The sequence below is a fragment of the Paenibacillus chitinolyticus genome (assembly GCF_045038035.1).
GTDB classification, from domain to species: domain Bacteria; phylum Bacillota; class Bacilli; order Paenibacillales; family NBRC-103111; genus Paenibacillus_F; species Paenibacillus_F chitinolyticus_A.
This window is the reverse complement of sequence record NZ_CP173427.1, coordinates 2,282,219-2,301,079: the sequence shown is the minus strand read 5'-3', so window position 1 is coordinate 2,301,079 and position 18,861 is coordinate 2,282,219. Positions and strand designations below refer to the sequence as shown.

General features: G+C 54.9%; 14 protein-coding genes and 1 riboswitch. Of the genes, 4 read left to right on the top strand and 10 right to left on the bottom strand.

Going from position 1 to position 18,861, the window contains the following annotated elements:
• Window positions 1–33: 33 nt before the first annotated feature.
• From ACI48J_RS10590 to ACI48J_RS10575, 4 genes are all read right to left on the bottom strand, one after another.
• Window positions 34–990 (bottom strand): carbohydrate ABC transporter permease, encoded by a 957-nt coding sequence (locus tag ACI48J_RS10590; protein WP_326052980.1) that lies wholly within the window; start codon window positions 988–990, stop codon window positions 34–36.
• Between the two features lie 39 nt (window positions 991–1,029).
• The gene (locus tag ACI48J_RS10585) at window positions 1,030–1,959 is read right to left on the bottom strand and encodes an ABC transporter permease (protein WP_405082700.1); all 930 of its coding nucleotides are present in this window, start codon (window positions 1,957–1,959) and stop codon (window positions 1,030–1,032) included.
• Between the two features lie 240 nt (window positions 1,960–2,199).
• Window positions 2,200–3,756 (bottom strand): helix-turn-helix domain-containing protein, encoded by a 1,557-nt coding sequence (locus ACI48J_RS10580; RefSeq protein ID WP_405082699.1) that lies wholly within the window; start codon window positions 3,754–3,756, stop codon window positions 2,200–2,202.
• Window positions 3,753–5,588 carry a sensor histidine kinase gene (locus ACI48J_RS10575; RefSeq protein ID WP_405082698.1) on the bottom strand — a complete coding sequence of 612 codons (1,836 nt, stop codon included), beginning with the start codon at window positions 5,586–5,588 and terminating at the stop codon, window positions 3,753–3,755. Before ACI48J_RS10575 ends, ACI48J_RS10580 begins: the two co-directional genes overlap by 4 nt.
• A 192-nt stretch (window positions 5,589–5,780) precedes the next feature.
• On the opposite strand from ACI48J_RS10575, the gene ACI48J_RS10570 reads away from it, so the two are divergent.
• The gene (locus ACI48J_RS10570; RefSeq protein WP_405082697.1) at window positions 5,781–8,930 is read left to right on the top strand and encodes an alpha-mannosidase; all 3,150 of its coding nucleotides are present in this window, start codon (window positions 5,781–5,783) and stop codon (window positions 8,928–8,930) included.
• Window positions 8,931–9,021: 91 nt separating this feature from the next.
• On the opposite strand, the gene ACI48J_RS10565 is transcribed toward ACI48J_RS10570, so the two are convergent.
• On the bottom strand, window positions 9,022–9,801 hold the full coding sequence (locus ACI48J_RS10565) for an alpha/beta hydrolase (RefSeq protein WP_405082696.1): 780 nt from the start codon (window positions 9,799–9,801) through the stop codon (window positions 9,022–9,024).
• 126 nt (window positions 9,802–9,927) lie between these two features.
• Window positions 9,928–10,048: riboswitch (SAM riboswitch) on the top strand.
• An 82-nt stretch (window positions 10,049–10,130) separates the two neighbouring features.
• On the opposite strand from ACI48J_RS10565, the gene ACI48J_RS10560 reads away from it, so the two are divergent.
• Genes ACI48J_RS10560 through ACI48J_RS10550 form a run of 3 tightly spaced genes read left to right on the top strand, consistent with a single transcriptional unit; the run spans window position 10,131 to window position 12,692 of the window.
• Window positions 10,131–11,159 carry a methionine ABC transporter ATP-binding protein gene (locus ACI48J_RS10560; protein WP_326052974.1) on the top strand — a complete coding sequence of 343 codons (1,029 nt, stop codon included), beginning with the start codon at window positions 10,131–10,133 and terminating at the stop codon, window positions 11,157–11,159.
• A complete protein-coding gene (locus ACI48J_RS10555; protein ID WP_405082695.1) occupies window positions 11,146–11,805 on the top strand; it encodes a methionine ABC transporter permease in 660 nt (219 codons plus the stop codon). Before ACI48J_RS10560 ends, ACI48J_RS10555 begins: the two co-directional genes overlap by 14 nt.
• A gap of 35 nt (window positions 11,806–11,840) precedes the next feature.
• Window positions 11,841–12,692, top strand: coding sequence for a MetQ/NlpA family ABC transporter substrate-binding protein (locus ACI48J_RS10550; RefSeq protein ID WP_405082694.1), 852 nt, complete (start codon window positions 11,841–11,843; stop codon window positions 12,690–12,692).
• A 76-nt stretch (window positions 12,693–12,768) separates the two neighbouring features.
• Here ACI48J_RS10550 and ACI48J_RS10545 read toward each other — a convergent pair whose 3' ends face one another.
• From ACI48J_RS10545 to ACI48J_RS10525, 5 genes are all read right to left on the bottom strand, one after another.
• The gene (locus ACI48J_RS10545) at window positions 12,769–13,647 is read right to left on the bottom strand and encodes a sugar phosphate isomerase/epimerase family protein (RefSeq protein ID WP_326052971.1); all 879 of its coding nucleotides are present in this window, start codon (window positions 13,645–13,647) and stop codon (window positions 12,769–12,771) included.
• Window positions 13,648–13,676: 29 nt separating this feature from the next.
• Window positions 13,677–14,738, bottom strand: a complete 1,062-nt coding sequence (locus ACI48J_RS10540) for a Gfo/Idh/MocA family oxidoreductase (RefSeq protein ID WP_326052970.1) — start codon at window positions 14,736–14,738, stop codon at window positions 13,677–13,679.
• A gap of 212 nt (window positions 14,739–14,950) precedes the next feature.
• Window positions 14,951–16,519, bottom strand: coding sequence for a gluconokinase (gene gntK / locus ACI48J_RS10535; RefSeq protein ID WP_326052969.1), 1,569 nt, complete (start codon window positions 16,517–16,519; stop codon window positions 14,951–14,953).
• A 73-nt stretch (window positions 16,520–16,592) separates the two neighbouring features.
• Complete coding sequence (locus ACI48J_RS10530) at window positions 16,593–17,954, bottom strand: GntP family permease (protein ID WP_405082693.1); 1,362 nt, start codon at window positions 17,952–17,954, stop codon at window positions 16,593–16,595.
• Window positions 17,955–18,103: 149 nt separating this feature from the next.
• Window positions 18,104–18,778, bottom strand: coding sequence for a GntR family transcriptional regulator (locus tag ACI48J_RS10525; protein ID WP_405082692.1), 675 nt, complete (start codon window positions 18,776–18,778; stop codon window positions 18,104–18,106).
• Window positions 18,779–18,861: the final 83 nt, after the last annotated feature.

The following is an 18,861-nucleotide window of genomic DNA, read 5'->3' as shown; positions in this document are numbered from 1 at the left end:
TTTCCTTCCCTTCGGATGAGAGGGCCGTAAACGCTACTCTTTTACCGAACCGATCGTCAGCCCTTGAATAAAATATTTCTGGAAAAACGGATAGGCGAGCGCAATCGGCAGTGTTGCCAGTACAACCATCGCCATACGCACCGTCTCCGTGGGAAGCGAGGCCGCAATATCATACGACACGACCTTGGAACTGTTCTGAACGACAAAATCCATGTTGTTCTGAATACGCATCAGCATCGTTTGAAGCGGAATCAGCGTCGGCTTGTCGATATAAAGCAGCGCATTGAACCAGTCGTTCCAGAACGCGAGCGTACTGAACAAGCCGATCGTCGCAATGCCCGGCAGTGAAATCGGCAGTACGATCCGCGTGAATACGCCGAATTCGGTCGCACCGTCGATTTTGGCCGATTCTACAATGGCGTCCGGGACCGTCGTGGAGAAGAACGTCCGCATGACCAGAATGTAGAATGCGTTCAGCACCGACGGCAGAATGAGCGCCCAGATCGAATCGCGCAGATGCAGAAACTGGGTAATCACGATATACGAAGGCACCAAGCCTCCGGAGAACAGCATCGTGAAGAAAGCGAGAAAGCTGAAAAATCTCCGCTGCTCGAAGCTTTTCCGCGACAATGCGTACGCATACGTGGCGACGAGATACAGCGTGATCAAAGTGCCGAGCACCGTCACCAGAAGCGTGACTCCGAACGACTGAAGAAGCTGCTGCCCCGAGTTCATCAGAAACCGGTACGAAGCTGTGCTCAACTGGCTCGGCACCAGGCTGAATCCTTCGATAGCGAGTGTTTTCTCGTCGGTAAACGAAATGATGATAATAAACAGAAACGGAAACACGCAGGACAAAGCGAACAAACCCACGCCCGTCGAGAACACGAAATTCCAGAACGGCGAAATCGCATTCAAATCTTTCGGCTTCTTGCCCTTCCGGGCTTGCGCCGTCGTTCCTGCCTTAACCGATCCGCTCAAGTCTGACATTGCTGGCACCCCCTAGCCGGAACCTTGCTGCTTTTACGTTTAAAAAACGGCATATTCTTTTTCGATCTTCCGCACCGCATAATTGGCCGTCAGGACCAGAATCAGGCCCACAACCGACTGGTAAAGTCCGGTAGCCGTACTCATTCCCGTATCGCCCATAACCGTCAGTCCGCGGTAAACGAATGTGTCGATCACGTCTGTAACCGGATACAAAGCACCCGAGTTTTTCGTCACCTGGAAGAATAAGCCGAAGTCCGAGCGGAATATGCCGCCAAGCGCCAGCACGGTCAAAATAATCATCAGCGGTTTGAGCTGCGGAAGCGTTATGTACTTGGTTTGCTGCCATTTGCTGGCTCCGTCGATCATTGCGGCTTCGTAATACGAACGGTCGATCCCCGCAATCGCGGCGAGATAGACGACGCTGCCGTAGCCGATGTTTTTCCAGATGCCCATAAAGATCAGGATGTACGGCCAATATTTCGGCTCGCTGTACCAGTTGACCGGATCGGCTCCGAAATACGCGAGAAGCTGGTTGAACACGCCCTTTTCCATATTGAGAAAAATCAGCACGAAGTAACTGATAATAACCCAGGACAGGAAATAAGGCATAAACATGGCCGTCTGATACACTTTGGTCAGCCGTTTGTTCAGCAGCTCGTTCATAACGATCGCGAACCCGACCGCACAGACCAGACCCAGAAAAATCAAAGCCAGATTGTACAAAATCGTATTGCGTGTGATGATAAACGCGTCATTGGTGGAGAACAGAAACTCGAAGTTTTTCAGACCTACCCATTCGCTGTTAAAAACGCTTGCAAAAAAGCCGTCCGGATGAATACGAAAGTCTTTAAACGCCACGATCGTACCAAACATGGGCAGGTAGGCAAAAACGATAAACCAGATCGCTCCCGGCAGCACCAACAAGAGAAACGCCCGGTTTCTCACTAAACTTTTCACGATGCCAGGCACGGCGCTTTTCCCTCCTTTGCCTTTTCTTAGGTTGTCTTCTGCGGTTGTTAATCCCCTATAATCAACAACGGCAACTCGCGCGGGACTTTCCGTCTCGCTCCCGTTTTCATTATCCCCGCTGACCGCCTCCCCCGTATAGTTGAAAAATCTAATCCAAGATGGAGAAATTAAAGAAATCTTTAGCGATATCATAAAAAAAAGCATGCAAGTGCAGCTGCGCACGCATGCTTTTTCCTTTTTTCACCTTTTAGTGTACATGGAACGGAGTTCCGTCGGCGAGACGCCGGCGTATTTCTTAAATGTCCTGTAAAAGTAAGACGAATCCCAATAGCCGACCTCCTGGGCGATTTCGGCCGTCTTCCGGTCCGTATGGAGAAGAAGGTGCGTAGCCCGCTCCACCCGATATTGGTTCACATAATCCGAAAAGCTGGTCCCCATCTCCTGCTGGAACAATTGCCCGAGATAATTCGGGTGCATGTGCAGCTTTTGGCTGAGCGTCTTCAGCGACAGCTCCCGCGAGTAGTGCTCTTTCACCTGCTCCAGCATCGCCGCTACATGAGGGCTGTATTCACGGGCCGCATCGGACTGGCTGTCCAGCATCCCGGCTGCCACCCGTTTGACCTGCGAGGCAAGTCCGCTCCGCGTCTGAATCCGGAAGAGCGCCGCGAAAACTTCGCTGTAATCCGGCTGCTTCTCCATCTCCTTGACCGCCAGCATAAGCTGGATGGCCGCATTGAAGTAAGGCTGCCTCGGTACGGGATGAGCGCTGTCGCCCCGGACAAAAAACGTGTCCGCGAACTCGCCGATCTCATCCCGTCTCCCCTCCGCCAGCAGCTTGACGAACCGGTCCATCGCGGGCTCCTGGAGAGCCGGACGGTCTTCTTCCCGGAAGGCATAAGCCGCCAAGTCGTCGACGATCACACCGGGCTGCTCGTTCATCAAGTGTGCCCGATACCACGCTTGCACGGCACGGGCGCTAGCCGGATAGCCCTGGTACAGCTCTTCGGGAGGACCCGCCGCGCACCAGACCCGAAACCCGGTGAAGCCGGCGATCCACTCCGACATTCTCCGCAGGGCCGGAAGCACCTTTACTTCGCTCCCGCTTAAAGCGAACAGGAGCGTAATTTCATCGCCGTCCCCCGGAAAGGCGATCACTTCGCAGTTTTCCGGCAGCTCCTCCGTGCCGATCCGTTCGCACTCCTCGGCCAGGCCGGGAAGACGGTAAAACTGGAAGGCCGGCTCGTTTTCCGCCACGATCCGCAGCGCCGCCGAACGGTAGACCTCGTGGTCGATGGGAATGCCGAGCATTCGCGCGCGCTCCCTGAACTCCTTGTTGTCGATGGTCCCGTTCGTCCAGCGGTGCAAAATATTGTTGCGCAATATTTTCCAGTCTTCATCCAGGCGGAAGCGGCTGATTTCTTCCCTTTCCCAGTCCCGCAACACGTGCTTGACCGTCGCTTCCAGTTCGTCGATATTGATGGGCTTGAGCAGGTAATTTTCAATGCCCAGCAAAATGCCTTCCTTTACATATTTGAATTCGTCGTAGCCGCTCAAAATAATGAACTTGGTCCGCGGATTCAGCAGTTTGACCCGGCGCAGCAGCTCCAGACCGGTCATTTCCGGCATCATAATATCCGTGATGAGCAGGTCCACCGGCTCTTCCTTCAGCTTCTCCAGCGCTTCCAGACCGTTCCGGGCGGAGCCGGCGATTTGCAGGCCGAACTGCTCCCAGGGCAGCAGGTTGTACAGCCCTTGGACGATTAGCGGCTCGTCGTCGGCAAAAAATAGTTTTCTCATGGCAGCATCTCCCCCTGTATGGCCGGAAGCTTCAACGTCACTTCGCAGCCTTGATCCGGGCCGCTGTTTACCGTGAGGCCGTAATCGCTTCCGTAATGGGACCGGATCCGCTCGTTCACGTTGAGAAGGCCCAGCGAACCGCCGCCAAGCGCACCGGAATCCGGCTTCCTCGCCAGCCGCTTGCGGATTTCGGCCAGCTTCTCCGGCGGCATTCCTTTTCCGTTGTCCGCCACACGGACGACGATGTTCTCCTCTTCGCGCACGACAGTTACCGCGATCCGGTTCGAATCCGATTCGGGCCGGAACCCGTGCACGAGATAGTTTTCGACCACCGGCTGAATGAGCAGTTTGACCACCTGGCAGTTGGCCGCGTTTTTATCCAGATGCGTCTCGACCTCCAGCCTGTTCTCAAAGCGGTACTGGAAAAGCTTCAGGTACATGACGTTCATCTCCATTTCTTCCGCCAGAGTCACGTTCGTCTGCTTGCGGATCATGTCCCGGAACAGGGCGGCAAGAATATAGATCATTTGCCCGACATCTCTCGCCCCGGACGTGATGGCCTTCATGCGGATGCTTTCCAGCGTGTTGTACAGAAAGTGAGGATTGATCTGCGCCTGCATCGCCACGAGTTCGGCATTCTTCTGCTTGATCTCCGAGCGGTACACCTGGTCGATGTACGTTTCGAGCCGGTCGCACATGTAATTGAAATTTTGCGAAATATCCTGGAGCTCATCCTCGCCTGTCAGCACGATGCGTGCGCTCAAATCGCCTTCCTGAAGACGCCGGATGTGCGTCACGATTTTGCGGATCTTTTTGGAATACTGCCGGATGATCGTAAACGTAAACATAAAACTCACCGCAATGCAAAGGGCGGTAATCCCGATCAGGCTCAGCCGGATTGTGTGCATGCTCTGCTCGATCCGCGATTTCGGGATAATCCCCGCAATCGTCATTCCCGTATTCCCGACGGTCAGCACGTTCACCTTGGACGGCTCTTCGAGCTCCACCCAGTCTTTCTGCTCCTGAAGCTGCCTCCAGTACGGATAGATCTGCCCCTGATAACGATTCTCGGAATCGTAAATGACCTGCCCGCCGGAAGTCATCAGCAGCATTTTAGCCCCCCGGTCCTTCAACTTGCTTTCTACCAGGCGCTTGATCGCATCCGTATTCAGATCGAAAACAATGGCCCCGTATTTTTGAAGCGACACGGTATCTTTTAAAATATGGGTGTACGAGTAGACCGGTCCGCTCTCTTTCCGCGCCTCCCACAGGACGGATCGTTTATCCGTCAGCTGCCACTGATGATTGACGGTGGAATCGAACCAGCCGGGGCTGTCCTGCGGAATCTCCGACGGATAATAAAACCGCTGGCTGCCGGGATTCATAAAATAAAAAAAGCGCTCCCCCTTGCTGTACAAAAGAATATTCGCGATGGAAGGCTCGTCTTTGAGAAGCGACCGGAGCTGGCTGTCGAAATTTTTGGACTCCGTTCCGCTGCTCCGGATGTACTGGTTCAGCCGCCTCTTCAAATAATCCTCATACTCGTGCGATAAAAAATAAGTCAAATCCTCGTTAACCGCCGCGTCCGTGTACAGCTGCTGGATGGCCGAATACATCCGTTCGTACAGCTGATTCAAGTTAACGCTTACAATATCCAGATCTTTAAGGACGCGGTCCGTCTGCTCCCGCATGCTGCGCTGCTCATAGTACTGGTAAGCCAGGATGGACACGCCCAGAAACAGCAGCACCATGACGATCGAGTAAAAAAGAAGAATTTTGTTAAACATCCGTTTTTTCAGGTGAATCCGGTAAAACGTTTTTAAGCTCGGCATGAGGTCGGCACCGTCACTTTCGGTCAATTCGCGTATAAGCTTATCACCGATGGGGGAAATTAGGCAATTGCATTCCCCTCCCTCCGCGGACTATAATAGAGCTACCCTATAATCATCCGCAGCTCCATAGAACAGGATTTTCCTCCTTTACTCGCTCCCTATAATCAGGTTCCAACAGGGGGTTTCTTCGACATGTTCCTCACCGAACACAAACTACAGTCACGTATCCGTGAACTATCCGAGCTTCGCTACCGGGATAAGCATCCCATTCCGTCTTTTCTTTCCCTTGAAGACAAACGCAAAGAAATCAATCCGAGCCTTCCCGCTCCCGCTGAGGACTGGAAGACGATGAACGTCGGAAATACGTGGACGGGCCGCGATCTTTATTTGTGGCTGTCCGCTGAAATACATATCCCGCAAGACTGGTCCGGCAAACGCATTCTCGGCCGCTTCGATTTCGGCGATACGGGAGGCGGCAACAACTCCGGGTTCGAATCCTTGTTTTACTGGAACGGCAAGCCGTATCAAGGCGTCGATTCCAATCACAAGGAAGTGTTCCTCCCGGACGATGCGGCGGGCACCTCCCGTCAGCTCCTGTTCCGCCTGTGGTCGGGACTGGAGGGAGGCGGGCAGCCCCAGGATCAGACGCACACCATCCGGCAGGCCGAATTTTGCTGGCTGGACGAGGCCGCGGACGACCTGTACTTCACCGCGCAGGCGGCACTCGATACCGTCCGCATTCTGGATGCCAACGCTCCCGAGAGAACGGCGCTGCTTCATGCCCTGAATCAGTCGTTCAAGCTCATGGACTGGACCGAGCCCGGTTCCGAAGATTTTTACGTGTCGGTAAATGCCGCGAGAACCGAACTGAATACACGGATCGAGCGGATGGACAAAAGATCCGATGTGACCGTCACCTGTGTCGGCCATACGCACATCGACGTGGCCTGGCTGTGGCGGCTTAAGCATACCCGGGAGAAATGCGCCCGTTCTTTCTCCACCGTGATGCGGCTTATGGAGATGTTCCCGGACTACACCTTCCTGCAGACCCAGCCTCAGCTGTACGAGTACGTCAAGGAGGATTACCCCGAGCTGTACGAAGCGATCAAGGAGCGTGCGGCGGAAGGCCGCTGGGAAGCCGGGGGCGGCATGTGGCTGGAAGCCGACTGCAACCTCACTTCCGGCGAATCGCTGGTCCGGCAGCTTTTGATCGGCACCCGCTTCCTCGCGGACGAATTCGGCACGGAATGCAAATACTTGTGGCTTCCGGACGTTTTCGGCTACAGCTGGTCCCTGCCGCAAATTTTGAAGAAATCCGGCATTCATACGTTTATGACGACGAAAATCAGCTGGAACCAGTACAACCGGATGCCGTTCGACACGTTCCATTGGCGCGGGATCGACGGTTCCGAGGTGCTCACTCACTTCATTACGACGCCGGAGCCGTGGTCCGGGCCCGACTCCTGGTTCTACACATACAACGGTCAGATTATCCCGAAAACCGTGAAAGGAATCTGGGACGGCTACCGCGATAAAGAAATGAACCAGGAACTTCTGCTCTCTTACGGTTACGGAGACGGAGGCGGCGGTGTCAACCGCGATATGCTGGAGATGCGCCGGAGACTGAACAGCCTGCCGGGCCTGCCTAACGTGGAGACGGGACGCGCCGACGCCTACTTTGAAAGGCTGCAGGAAACTGCGGCGGACACCGATGCATACGTGCACACGTGGGATGGAGAACTGTACCTGGAGTATCACCGGGGCACTTACACAAGCCAGGCTTACAACAAACGGATGAACCGCAAGCTGGAGCTCGCCTACCGCGAGGCGGAGTGGCTGAATGCCATGCAGAGCGTTCTGCATAACGATTGGAGCCTGTACAAAGGCAAGGAGCTGACCGAAGGCTGGAAAATCATTCTCCGCAACCAGTTCCACGACATCATTCCCGGTTCTTCTATCCGTGAAGTGTACGAGGACAGCGTTATCGAGTATGAAGAAGCGGAAGCGATCGGCCGCGCCGTCGACACGCAGGCCGTTGAAGCGATCGCGGCAGGCAAGGACCCTTCCGGAGCTTCTGTCTACACCGTCTGGAATTCGTCTCCCTGGGCGGTAACGGAGCTCGTGACGATTGCGGCTCCGCAGCAGGGAACATCCGGGCAGTGGCTCGACCTGCAGGGCAGCGTGCTTCAGGCGCAGTTTCACGAAGAGGTGTGGACCGTGGAAGTCGCAAACATTCCGCCGATGGGCTACACCACTGTCAAGTTCGCGGCGGGTTCCGAACAAGCCGAATCACCGAGTCCTTTCGCGTGGAATCCCAGCGGGATTGAGACGCCGTTTTATGTGCTGGAATGGAACGCGCAGGGTCAATTGACCCGCATCTACGATAAAACTCAGCGGCGTGAAGTATTGGCGCCGGGCGCAAGGGGCAACGTGCTTCAGCTTTTCGAGGATAAGCCGCTCGCTCACGAGGCGTGGGACATCGACCTCTTTTATCAGGAAAACATGCAGGAAATCCGGGATTTCAAAGGCGCCGAACTGGTCGAGGAAGGGCCTCTGCGTGCCGTGATCCGCTTCTATTGGGTGTACCGGAATTCGTCGATCAGCCAAGATCTGGTGGTGTACGGAAGCCACCCGCGCATTGATTTCGTGACGGAAGCCGACTGGCATGAACAGAAGCAGCTGCTGAAAGCGGCCTTCCCCGTCGATATCCGTACAACGGAAGCGACCTTCGACATCCAGTTCGGCAACGTGAAGCGTCCGAATCACTGGAACACGAGCTGGGACTGGGCGCGGTTCGAGACTGTCGGGCACCAGTGGGCCGATCTTTCGGACCGGGGCTACGGCGTCAGCCTGCTCAACGACTGCAAGTATGGGTACGACATCAAGGGGAACGTGATGCGCCTCACCTTGATCAAATGCGCGACCCATCCGGATACCCATGCGGACCAGGGGCATCATGCCTTCACCTATTCCCTGCTGCCCCACCGGGGAGACTGGCTGCATGGCCAGACCGTAAAGCAGGCCTGGATGCTGAACAGCCCGCTCCGGGCTTCGGCGGGAACCGCGGAAGTTCCGTCCCGCTCGATGTTCACTTTATCGGGGGACACCGCCATGATCTCCGCCGTCAAAAAAGCCGAGGATTCCGGCAAAGTCATCGTGCGTGTTCACGACTACTCCGGAAGCCGCAACGCGCTTCAATTGACGAGCGATTTCCGCATCCTTTCGTGGCGGGAAACGAACCTGATGGAGAAGCCCGATGGGCCTGTCGTCCATGAAGAAACGATTTCTTTCCTGCTTCAGCCTTATGAAATCAAAACGTTCGAGATTGAACTCGAAGCATAAGCGTCCGGCGTGAAACAAAAAGCTTCCCAGCCATACGGCAGGGAAGCTTTTTGTCGGTTGCGGCACGCAGCCCGTGCAGCGGCAACGCGTTCTATTCGGTCTGACGCTGGAGCGGAAGCCATTCCAGAACCCGGCTGATCTGCTGATCCCAATAGCTCCAGTCGTGAATTCTCCCCTCTTCCTCTTCATAAAGGAGGGGAATATTCAGACTTTGCACATAGTCGCGGAAGGCGATATTTTCCTCGTATAGAAAATCATCCGTCCCGCAGCACTGGTAAAGAGCCGGCAGCTCCGTCTTCTTCTCCGCCGCATGACGGGCCAGCGCAAACAGATCGCTTGCTCCCAGCAGCTCCCGGTTATTTCCGAACACGAGCCGGAAATCTTTCGGGAACCGTTTTTCAATCTCCTTCACCTGCGTGACGCCCGACAAACTGGCGGCGGCCGCGAACTGATCCGGCTTTTTCAGCGCCCATTTGAAAGCTCCGTAGCCTCCCATCGACAGACCGGCCACGAAATTGTCCTCCCGGCGGTCCGACAGCGGAAAGAAGGAACGGCATACCTGAGGAAGCTCTACGGACAGAAACGTCCAGTAATCGTACCCGTTCTCCATGTCCGTATAGAAACTGCGGGCCGCATTCGGCATCACGACGGCCAGCCCGAGAGGAGCGGCATACCGCTCGATAGCCGTCCTCCGCATCCAGATCGAATCGTCGTCCGACAACCCGTGCAGCAGATACAAGGTCGGGTGCCTGCGGCCCCCTGCACTGCCTTCCAACCCGATTTGACCGGTCGTCTGCTGAGGCAGAATCACTTGGATAGAAGTTGACATGCCGAGTACTTCGGAATAAAAATCACATTGAATGAAAGCCATGCTGCACATCTCCCACTTGTTTATATTTACCAGGGGTAAAATAACCGTTGACTTCAAAAAAACCTTAGGTTATACTCGGAATTGTCGTTTTACCGTCTAATTTAGGACAACCTCATACTATACCGATTCTTATCAAGAGTGGCGGAGGGACAAGGCCCTGCGAAGCCCGGCAACCGATCGCAGCAATATGCGCGATGACAATGGTGCCAATTCCTTCAGGATCCAGGCGGATTCTGGCAGATGAGAAGGTCGTTTTCGATATCGGAAAAGCCCTTTTTGTCTTTACAAAATGGGCTTTTTCTTATTTTCAAGCAAAGAAGGTGAAGCAATTGATCGAAATCAGGAAGCTGCGCAAGCAGTACGGCAGCGGATCCCGCATAACACACGCCCTGCAAGAAATTAATCTCACGATTGATAAAGGCGAGATCTACGGCATTATCGGCCACTCGGGCGCCGGCAAAAGCACCCTGCTCCGGACGATTAATCTCCTGGAGCGCCCGACCGAGGGCAGCGTCGTCGTGGACGGCGTTGACCTGACGGCACTCAGTACGAAGAAGCTTCAAGATCAGCGCCGCCGGATCGGCATGATCTTTCAGCATTTCAATCTTCTCTCCTCCGCGACGGTGGAAGAGAACATCGCATTCCCGCTTCGCCTGGCCGGCACGGCCAAATCGGAAGCACGGCGCCGCGTTGCCGAGCTCCTGGCCCTGGTCGGACTGACCGAGCACGGCAAGAAGTACCCGGCCCAGCTGTCCGGGGGCCAGAAACAGCGTGTCGGCATCGCGCGCGCATTGGCGACGAATCCGCACGTCCTGCTGTGCGACGAAGCGACTTCCGCACTCGACCCGCAGACGACGAATTCTATTCTCAATCTGCTGCTGGACATCAACCGCAAGCTGAAGATCACCATCGTGCTCATTACGCACGAAATGCAGGTCATCCGCTCCATCTGCGACCGCGTTGCCGTCATTCATGAAGGCCAGATCGTGGAGCAGGGGCCGGTGGCGGAAGTTTTCCTGAAGCCGCGGCATGACGTAACCCGGCAGTTCATCGAACAGGTTGCGGATTCGGTTGAGATCGACAAGCCGGATACTGCGGGAGTTCCCGCCCAGGACGGCACGGTGCTGAAAATCACCTTTCTCGGTGAAACTACGTACGAGCCGATTTTATCCAGAACGGTTCAGCAGACAGGCGTGACGTTCTCCATCCTGCAGGGAACCATTTCCCGGATGAAAAACACGCCTTACGGACAGCTCGTTGTCCGTCTGCAGGGCCCGCGGGATGCGGCTGAGAATACGATCCGTCTCCTCCGCGAGCACGGCCTGGACGTGGAGGTGTATTCGAATGGATTGGTCTAGAATCGATTGGAGCGAAATCGGAACCGCCACGAACGACACGATGATGATGCTCGGCCTTTCGGCCCTGTTCACGTTCGTGATCGGGCTGCCGGTCGGCGTGCTGCTCTATCTGACTTCGAAAGGAAGTCTGCTGGAAAACCGCACGTTCAACATCGTCATCTCGTTTATCGTCAACGTGCTGCGTTCCTTCCCTTTCATCATTCTGATGATCGCCGCGATCCCGCTGACGAAGCTTCTCGTGGGCACTTCCATCGGCGTCAAGGGAACGATTCCGCCGCTTGTCATCGCGGCCGCGCCTTTCTTTGCCCGTCTCGTCGAGACGGCCTTGCGCGAGGTGGACCGCGGCATTATCGAAGCCGCCCAGTCCATGGGCGCGGGCCGGTTCCAGATCGTCCGCCGCGTTCTGCTGCCGGAAGCTCTTCCCGGCCTCATCGCCGGCATTACGATCACCACCGTGACGCTCGTATCCTACACGGCCATGTCCGGTATGGTCGGCGGCGGCGGCCTCGGTGACCTGGCTATCCGATACGGCTACCAGCGTTTCCAGACGGAAGTCATGATCGCGACCGTCGTTATTTTGCTTATTCTCGTGCAAATTTTGCAGATGATCGGAGACCGTCTCGTTCTCTATTTCACGCGCAAATGATGCGATAGATAACCCAATCCAAGGAGGAAACCCTGATGAAAAAACGTTCACTGCTCGTTTTGTTTCTGATCGTCGCGCTGACGGCTCTTGCGGCCTGCGGCAAACAAAAAGCCGAACCAACGGCTACGCCTACTCCGGCTTCCGGCGCTGGCACCGGCGAGAAAGCCGCCGTTACACTGAAAATCGGCGCTACTGCCGTACCGCATGCCGAAATTCTGGAGTCCGTTAAGGACAAGCTGAAAGCGGAAGGCGTTAACCTGGACATTAAAGTGTTCACGGATTATGTTCTGCCGAACACGCAGCTTAACGAAAAACAGCTCGATGCCAACTTCTTCCAGCACGTTCCTTACATGGAAGAATTCAATAAGAGCAAAGGCGCTAAACTTGTCAGCGTAGGCACCGTTCATATCGAACCGTTCGGAGGCTACTCCCGTAAAGTGAAATCGCTCGGCGAACTGAAAGACGGCGCAACGATCGCCATCCCGAACGATCCTTCCAACGGCGGACGCGCGCTGGCTCTTCTCGAGAAGAACGGCCTGATCAAGTTGAAAGAAGGCGTCGGCATTGCCGGAACCGCGAAAGATATCGTAGAAAACAAGAAGAATTTCAAAATCAAAGAACTCGAAGCCGCTATGCTTCCCCGCGTACTGGATGAAGTCGATCTCGCTCTGATCAACACGAACTACGCGCTTGAAGCGAAGCTCGTGCCTGCCAAAGACGCTCTCTTCGTAGAAGACAAAGATTCCCCTTACGCCAACATTGTCGCCGCTCGCGAAGACAATGCGAAGTCGGAAGCGATTCAGAAGCTGATCAAAGCTCTGCAAACGCCTGAAGTGAAGAAATTCATCGAAGATAAATACCAGGGCTCCGTCCTGCCTGCGTTCTAAGAACGACGAACAGGAACGAAAAACCTTTCCGCCGGATAACCGGCCGGAAAGGTTTTTTTATTGGCATCGTGCCGGTTTAACGATAAGCCTTGATAAATTCGACCGCCTTGCGGATATCTTCTGCAGGGTTGTCGCCCACTTCGCGCTCAATCGTCAGGTAGCCCTCATAACCGATTTCTCGCAGCGCTTGGAAGTAGCGGTCGAAGTCGACCTTGCCTTCTCCGAGCGGCAGCTCTTCGAACAGCTCGCCCTCGCGCAGCATTTCGGCAATGCGCTCGTGCGCCATCGGCTCGAAGCCGACCGCACCGTATAGGATGCGCGGATCGAATTCTTTGTGGCGCAGGCCGTCTTTTACGTGCGTGTGAACGATATAGTCTTTCAGCGTATAGACGCCCTGAACCGGGTCGTCGCCCGTCACCATAATCATGTTGGCCGGGTCGAAGTTCACGGATACTCCGTTCGTGCTGAGAGTATCCAGGAAGCTCTTGAGATGAGCGGCCGGCTCAGGACCGGTTTCGATCGCGAAGTAAGCGTCCACGCTCTTGGCGTATTGGCCCAGCTCTTCACACGCTTCCTGCATCGCTTCGTAAACGTCGTCCTTCTCGGACGGAACGATCCCGATATGAGTCGTCACGATATTGGTGCCGAGCTCCAGAGCCAAATCCAGGACGCGCTTCGATTTCTCGATTTTTTCTTTGTTCTCGGCCCGGACTTGGAAGCCGTGTCCCCCGAAGTCGCCTACGAGCGCCGAAACCTGCAGCCCGAGCGAATCGATGTAAGCTTTAAGCTCCTTGCGCTGCGCGGCAGTCAGGTTGTCCGGGTACATCTCGCCCTTAACGGCATAAATCTGCACGCCGTCGGCGCCGACTTCCTTCGCTTTCTGAAGGCCTTCGCGGACGGGAAGCCCGAAGCTGTCTACGATAACCCCGATCGGGTTCGGAACGCGGATACTCATGATATTGGAGTTCTCCCCTCAACTATAAATTAATTCACTTGAATTTCTTTGCCGGCTGCGCTGGATTCATAGATTCCGCAAAGAATTTTCATCAGTTCCAGACCGTCTTCCACAGGCGAAATCGTTTCATGCTTGCCCAAGCAGCAGTCCACGAAGTGCTCGATTTCACGGCGGAATCCCGCTTCGAAGTCGAACGTCAGATGATCGATCTGAGGCGTCGCATTCAGAATGGTATTGTGCTTCTCGGTTACGAGCATCAGTTCCGGCTCGATCTCGGCACCGCCCTGGTCTCCGAACAGCTTAACGGAAATCTCGTCTTTCTTCGCATGCAGCGTGAAGCTGGCTTCAACGGACAGCGCCGCGCCGTTTTCGAAACGGATCAGGGCGGATGCCATGTCTTCGACCGTGTTTTTGGCCGCATCGTAATCCGCAGCTTTATAGAAACTCAAATTCTCGATATGTGAACGGTTGCCTAACTTGTCATATGTAACGGCGGAGACGGATTTCACCTTCGGTTTGCCCATTAGGTACCAGCACAGGTCGATCACATGAACGCCGATGTCGATAACCGGGCCGCCGCCGGAACGCTCCACGTCCGAAAACCATCCGCCGGGATTGCCCAGGCGTCTCAGCACGGTAGCTTTCGCATAGTAAACGGAACCGAGCTCACCGGAATCGATAAAGCGTTTCGCAACTTTCGTATTCGTGCCGAAGCGGCGTACGAAACCGACCTGCAGCACTTTGCCGGACTTGCGGACGGCTTCCTGCACGGCATGCGCTTCTTCCACGGTTTTGCACAGCGGTTTCTCGACGAGCACGTGCTTGCCTGCTTCAACGGCCGCTTTGCTGATTTCCGCGTGCGTATTGTTCCAAGTGCAGATGCTGACGGCATCGATTTCGGGATCGGCCAGAAGTTGTTTGTAATCGGTAAACGTTTTCACAGCACCGTATTGTTTAGCTTTCTCTTTGGCCCGCTCTTCGTTCAAATCGCAAACGGCATGAATTTCGACTTGCTCATTTTTGGCATACGCGCCGAAATGCAGTTCGGAAATCGAGCCGGCGCCAATAACGCCGATTTTAAGTTTTGACATGCTTCTCCTTCTCCTCCACATCTATAAGGTTGAATCTATTCCATTCTTACATGAAAAGGAAGCGTCTTCAAGCTTATTTGAAGAAGAGGTGAACACTTTTTTAATTCTATTGATTAAATATATTTATCAAACATCAAAATAATAGTTATTTAAACCAAAAAAGCATAACGGAATTTTCCGTTATGCTTTAATTTTATAGAGATTTTTACCATCTAATTGACGGGTCCGTTTTTATCCTTAAAAACTTCCTGCTGGAAAGCGGCGATCGCCGAATATTCATCCTCCAGCTTGCGTGACAGGCCGATGAAAATCGGAAGCAGCTTGTGGTAAATGCGAGCATTGGCCTTATCCGGCTCATGCTTATGCGTTGCTCCGATCATTCCGGAAACGACACCGAGTGAATCCGCGCGGCCTGTCGCGTACAAGCCCAGCACGGCCGCCCCCAGGCAGGAGCTCTCGATGCTTTCGGGAATGATGACCTCCTGATCGAAAATGTCGGCCATCATCTGCCTCCAGAGAGCCGAACGCGCAAAGCCGCCGGTGGCGTGTATTCTCGCCGGGCGTCCGATTTTCTCTTCCATGGCCAGCAGCACCGTGTACAGGTTGAAAATGACCCCTTCCAGCACCGCACGGATCATATGCTCCTTTTTGTGGTGCAAAGTCAGGCCGAAGAAAGACCCGCGCGCGTCCGGATTCCACAGCGGGGCCCTCTCCCCGCTTAAGTAGGGATGGAAAAGAAGCCCGTCGGACCCGGGACGAACCTGCCTGGCGATCTGCGTCAGCAGATCGTAGGAGTCGATGCCGAGCCGCTTGGCGGCCTCCACTTCCGAGGCGGCCAGCTCGTCGCGCACCCAGCGGAACAGCATTCCCCCGTTGTTGACCGGCCCCCCGATCACCCAGTACGACTCCGTCAGCGCATAGCAGAATATGCGCCCTTTCGGATCGGTTACGGGCCGGTCCACGACCGTGCGGATGGCTCCGCTGGTTCCGATCGTCGCGGCGACGACTCCGGGCTCTATCGCGTTTACGCCGAGGTTGGACAAGACGCCGTCGCTCGCTCCGACGACAAACGGCGTGGACGGCGCAAGTCCCATCTCGGCCGCGTAAGACGCGCTCAAGCCTTCGACGATGTGAGTCGTCGATACGGGCCTGGACAGCCTGTCGGGAGTGATCCCGGCAAGCTCGAGCGCCTGCGCGTCCCAGTCCAGCGCCTGCAGGTTGAAAAGGCCCGTGGACGAAGCGACCGAGTGATCGACGAGATACGTCCCGAACAGCTTGGCAAATACATATTCTTTGATCGAAATGAATTTGGCCGTTTTGCCGAAAATCTCGGGATGTTCGTGGCGGAGCCACATCAGCTTGGTCAGCGGAGACATCGGATGGACCGGCGTGCCGGTGCGCAGGTAAAGCTCGTGGCCGCCCAGGTCTTTTTTGAGCCGCTCCGACCACTCCGCGCTCCGGTTATCCGCCCATGTCATGCAGCGCATGAGCGGTTTTCCTTCCCTGTCTACCGGAAGCACACTGTGCATGGCCGAGCTGAAAGAAACGAAAAGAACCTCGCCAGGCAGTACCCGGGCTCGGTCCATGACGCCTCTCACCGATTTCAGGACGGCCTGGAAGATCTCATCCGGGTCCTGCTCGGCTGTAGACGAGGTCGGGGTATATAAAGGATAGCCGCCGCCCGCTTTGGCGACGACCTTTCCGTTTTCTTCGAAAAGCACCGCTTTAGTGCTCGTTGTTCCGATATCGACTCCGATCATATAGCGGGTCATGCTGTTCATTTCCTACTCCTTCTTTCTCTGTTAAGACTGACGGCCCGGACGCATGAGTCCGGGCTGTCTGTGGAACGGTTTCTTAGATAATCACGCTTAGCATCATAATAAAAGCCAGCCCGATAACGGACAGCAGGGTTTCCATGACCGTCCATGATTTCAGGGTCTGCGGAACGGTCAGGTTGAAAAACTCTTTCACCATCCAGAACCCGGCGTCGTTAACGTGGGACAGGACGATGGAGCCGGCGCCCGTCGCAAGCACGACAAGCTCCAGATTGGCGCCCGGCGTTTGCGCGAGCACCGGCGCTACAATACCGGCCGCGGTCGTCATCGCTACCGTAGCGGAGCCGGTGGCAACCCGGATCAGCGCCGCCACGAGCCACGCGAACAGGATCACGTTAACGTTCGCCTGCGTGGCGAATTCGGCGATTGCGGCTCCCACGCCGCTGCTGATCAGAACCTGCTTGAACGCGCCGCCCCCGCCGATAATGAGGATAATCGTCGCCGTAGGCGCCAGACATTCGCTCGTGAAGCGTGAAATGTCTTCTTTTTTGAAGCCGCGGGCAAAGCCGAGAGAGAAGAAAGAAAACACGACGGCAATCAGCAGTGCGATAATTTCATGCCCGATGAATTCGCAGAAAACAGTCAGGCCGCTCGTGCTTTTCGGATCGACAATGTTGGCAACGGAACCGATCAGCATGAGAATGACCGGCAGAAGAATCGTAAACAGCGTAATGCCGAAGCCGGGCAGATTCCGGTTCTCGCTTACGGCAAACTGTTCGGCCAATTTGGCCGGCGGTTCGGCCTGAATCCGTTTCCCGATAAATTTACCGAACAGCGGTCCGGCAATAATCGCCGTCGGCAGTCCGAGCAGCAGCGAGTAAAGAATCGTTTTGCCCAAATCCGCCTTGTACGCATCGATGGCGATCATCGGCGCGGGATGGGGCGGAACTAGGCCATGCACCGTCGAAAGACCGGCCAGAATCGGAATCCCGATCTGCAGAAGCGGCATTTTCGTTTTGCGTGCCACGGTAAAGACGATCGGAATGAGCAGAATCAGCCCCACTTCGAAAAATACGGGAATTCCGACGATAAAACCGACCACCATCATGGCCCAGTGGACGCGTTTTTCACCGAACCGGTCGACCAGGGTCGTCGCGATTTTTTCGGCGCCGCCGGATTCCGCCATCATTTTGCCGAGCATGGTGCCCAGCGCGATGACGATCGCGATCGTGCCCAAAGTGCCGCCTAACCCGCCGGTGACCGCCTTAATGACATCCTGAGCTTTCATCCCGGACAAGAGGCCGAGCATGAGAGCCGAAATAATGAGCGTAACGAACGGATTCCATTTGAATTTAGCGATAAACACCACTAAAAATACAATCGAAATCAGAGTCCAGACTAATAACGTGACGGAATGACTAAGTCCGAAAATACTGTTCATGACTGACCTCCAGATGTTTGAATCAAAAATTTTTATCGTCTAATAGCGCTTTCATTTGGTTAACGCCGACATAAGCGTGTTGTATACATGTCGACAAGTTTGTTCGTGTGCAAGCGTCCTTTACCGGCCGCTTACATTTTCCTCTGTTTTTAAGAAGGTAAACTGTTTTCAAGAGTTTGCCGTGAATCGGCGAAATAATTGCGGACCACTTGCCCGATGACAGCCGGATCATGAGTTTCAAGCCCTCTCACGATGGCTCGGTGCTTCTCGATTACGTCCAGGAGCTTCTCTTCCCCTTGCGAAAAAATTTCATCGGTTGTAATCAGCAGAACCGTGATGACGATTTGCCGGATGCTGGTCCACAGGTGCAGCACCCTTTTATGACGGGCCGCTTCGATAATCGTTTCGTGAAACGTGATGTCCTGAAAGGCGAAATCCTCGGGGTCCCCATGCTTGACCGCCAGCTCCATCCTGTCGATAATCTGATTCAGTTTACCGATCAGAGATGCCTGATTGGTCTGTGCGAGCCTGTCCTGCACGAAGCTCTCGATGATAAAACGGACATCGTATAACTCCTGCACATCTGTCTGGCTTAGCCCTAGGACGACGGCTCCCATTCGTTCCAGACGGATCAGACCTTCGATGGACAACGCTTTCAGGGCTTCCCTGACGGGCGAACGGCTTGTGCCGAAATCGGATGCTATGCGGTTTTCGGAAATCACTTCACCGGGCTTGATGCTCCCGTTAATAATTTGCAGCCTTAATTCGCTGGCGATGGACTCTCCCAAAGAAACGCCTCTGAGCCACGCAGACGGATAACGCATGATGCACAACTCTCCTTACCGATGGGCTAAAGGTACGCTGACCTTGTCCGGCGGTTGAAAAGCCGGCCAAAGAGCCTTCTTTT

Coding starts and splice junctions, on each gene's coding strand:
- ACI48J_RS10525 (WP_405082692.1), bottom strand. CDS start 18,778: ATGCGTTATCCGTCTGCGTGGCTCAGAGGCGTTTCTTTGGGAGAGTCC.
- ACI48J_RS10575 (WP_405082698.1), bottom strand. CDS start 5,588: ATGCCGAGCTTAAAAACGTTTTACCGGATTCACCTGAAAAAACGGATG.
- gntK (WP_326052969.1), bottom strand. CDS start 16,519: ATGAACAGCATGACCCGCTATATGATCGGAGTCGATATCGGAACAACG.
- ACI48J_RS10540 (WP_326052970.1), bottom strand. CDS start 14,738: ATGTCAAAACTTAAAATCGGCGTTATTGGCGCCGGCTCGATTTCCGAA.
- ACI48J_RS10580 (WP_405082699.1), bottom strand. CDS start 3,756: ATGAGAAAACTATTTTTTGCCGACGACGAGCCGCTAATCGTCCAAGGG.
- ACI48J_RS10545 (WP_326052971.1), bottom strand. CDS start 13,647: ATGAGTATCCGCGTTCCGAACCCGATCGGGGTTATCGTAGACAGCTTC.
- ACI48J_RS10530 (WP_405082693.1), bottom strand. CDS start 17,954: ATGAACAGTATTTTCGGACTTAGTCATTCCGTCACGTTATTAGTCTGG.
- ACI48J_RS10590 (WP_326052980.1), bottom strand. CDS start 990: ATGTCAGACTTGAGCGGATCGGTTAAGGCAGGAACGACGGCGCAAGCC.
- ACI48J_RS10570 (WP_405082697.1), top strand. CDS start 5,781: ATGTTCCTCACCGAACACAAACTACAGTCACGTATCCGTGAACTATCC.
- ACI48J_RS10565 (WP_405082696.1), bottom strand. CDS start 9,801: ATGGCTTTCATTCAATGTGATTTTTATTCCGAAGTACTCGGCATGTCA.
- ACI48J_RS10550 (WP_405082694.1), top strand. CDS start 11,841: ATGAAAAAACGTTCACTGCTCGTTTTGTTTCTGATCGTCGCGCTGACG.
- ACI48J_RS10555 (WP_405082695.1), top strand. CDS start 11,146: ATGGATTGGTCTAGAATCGATTGGAGCGAAATCGGAACCGCCACGAAC.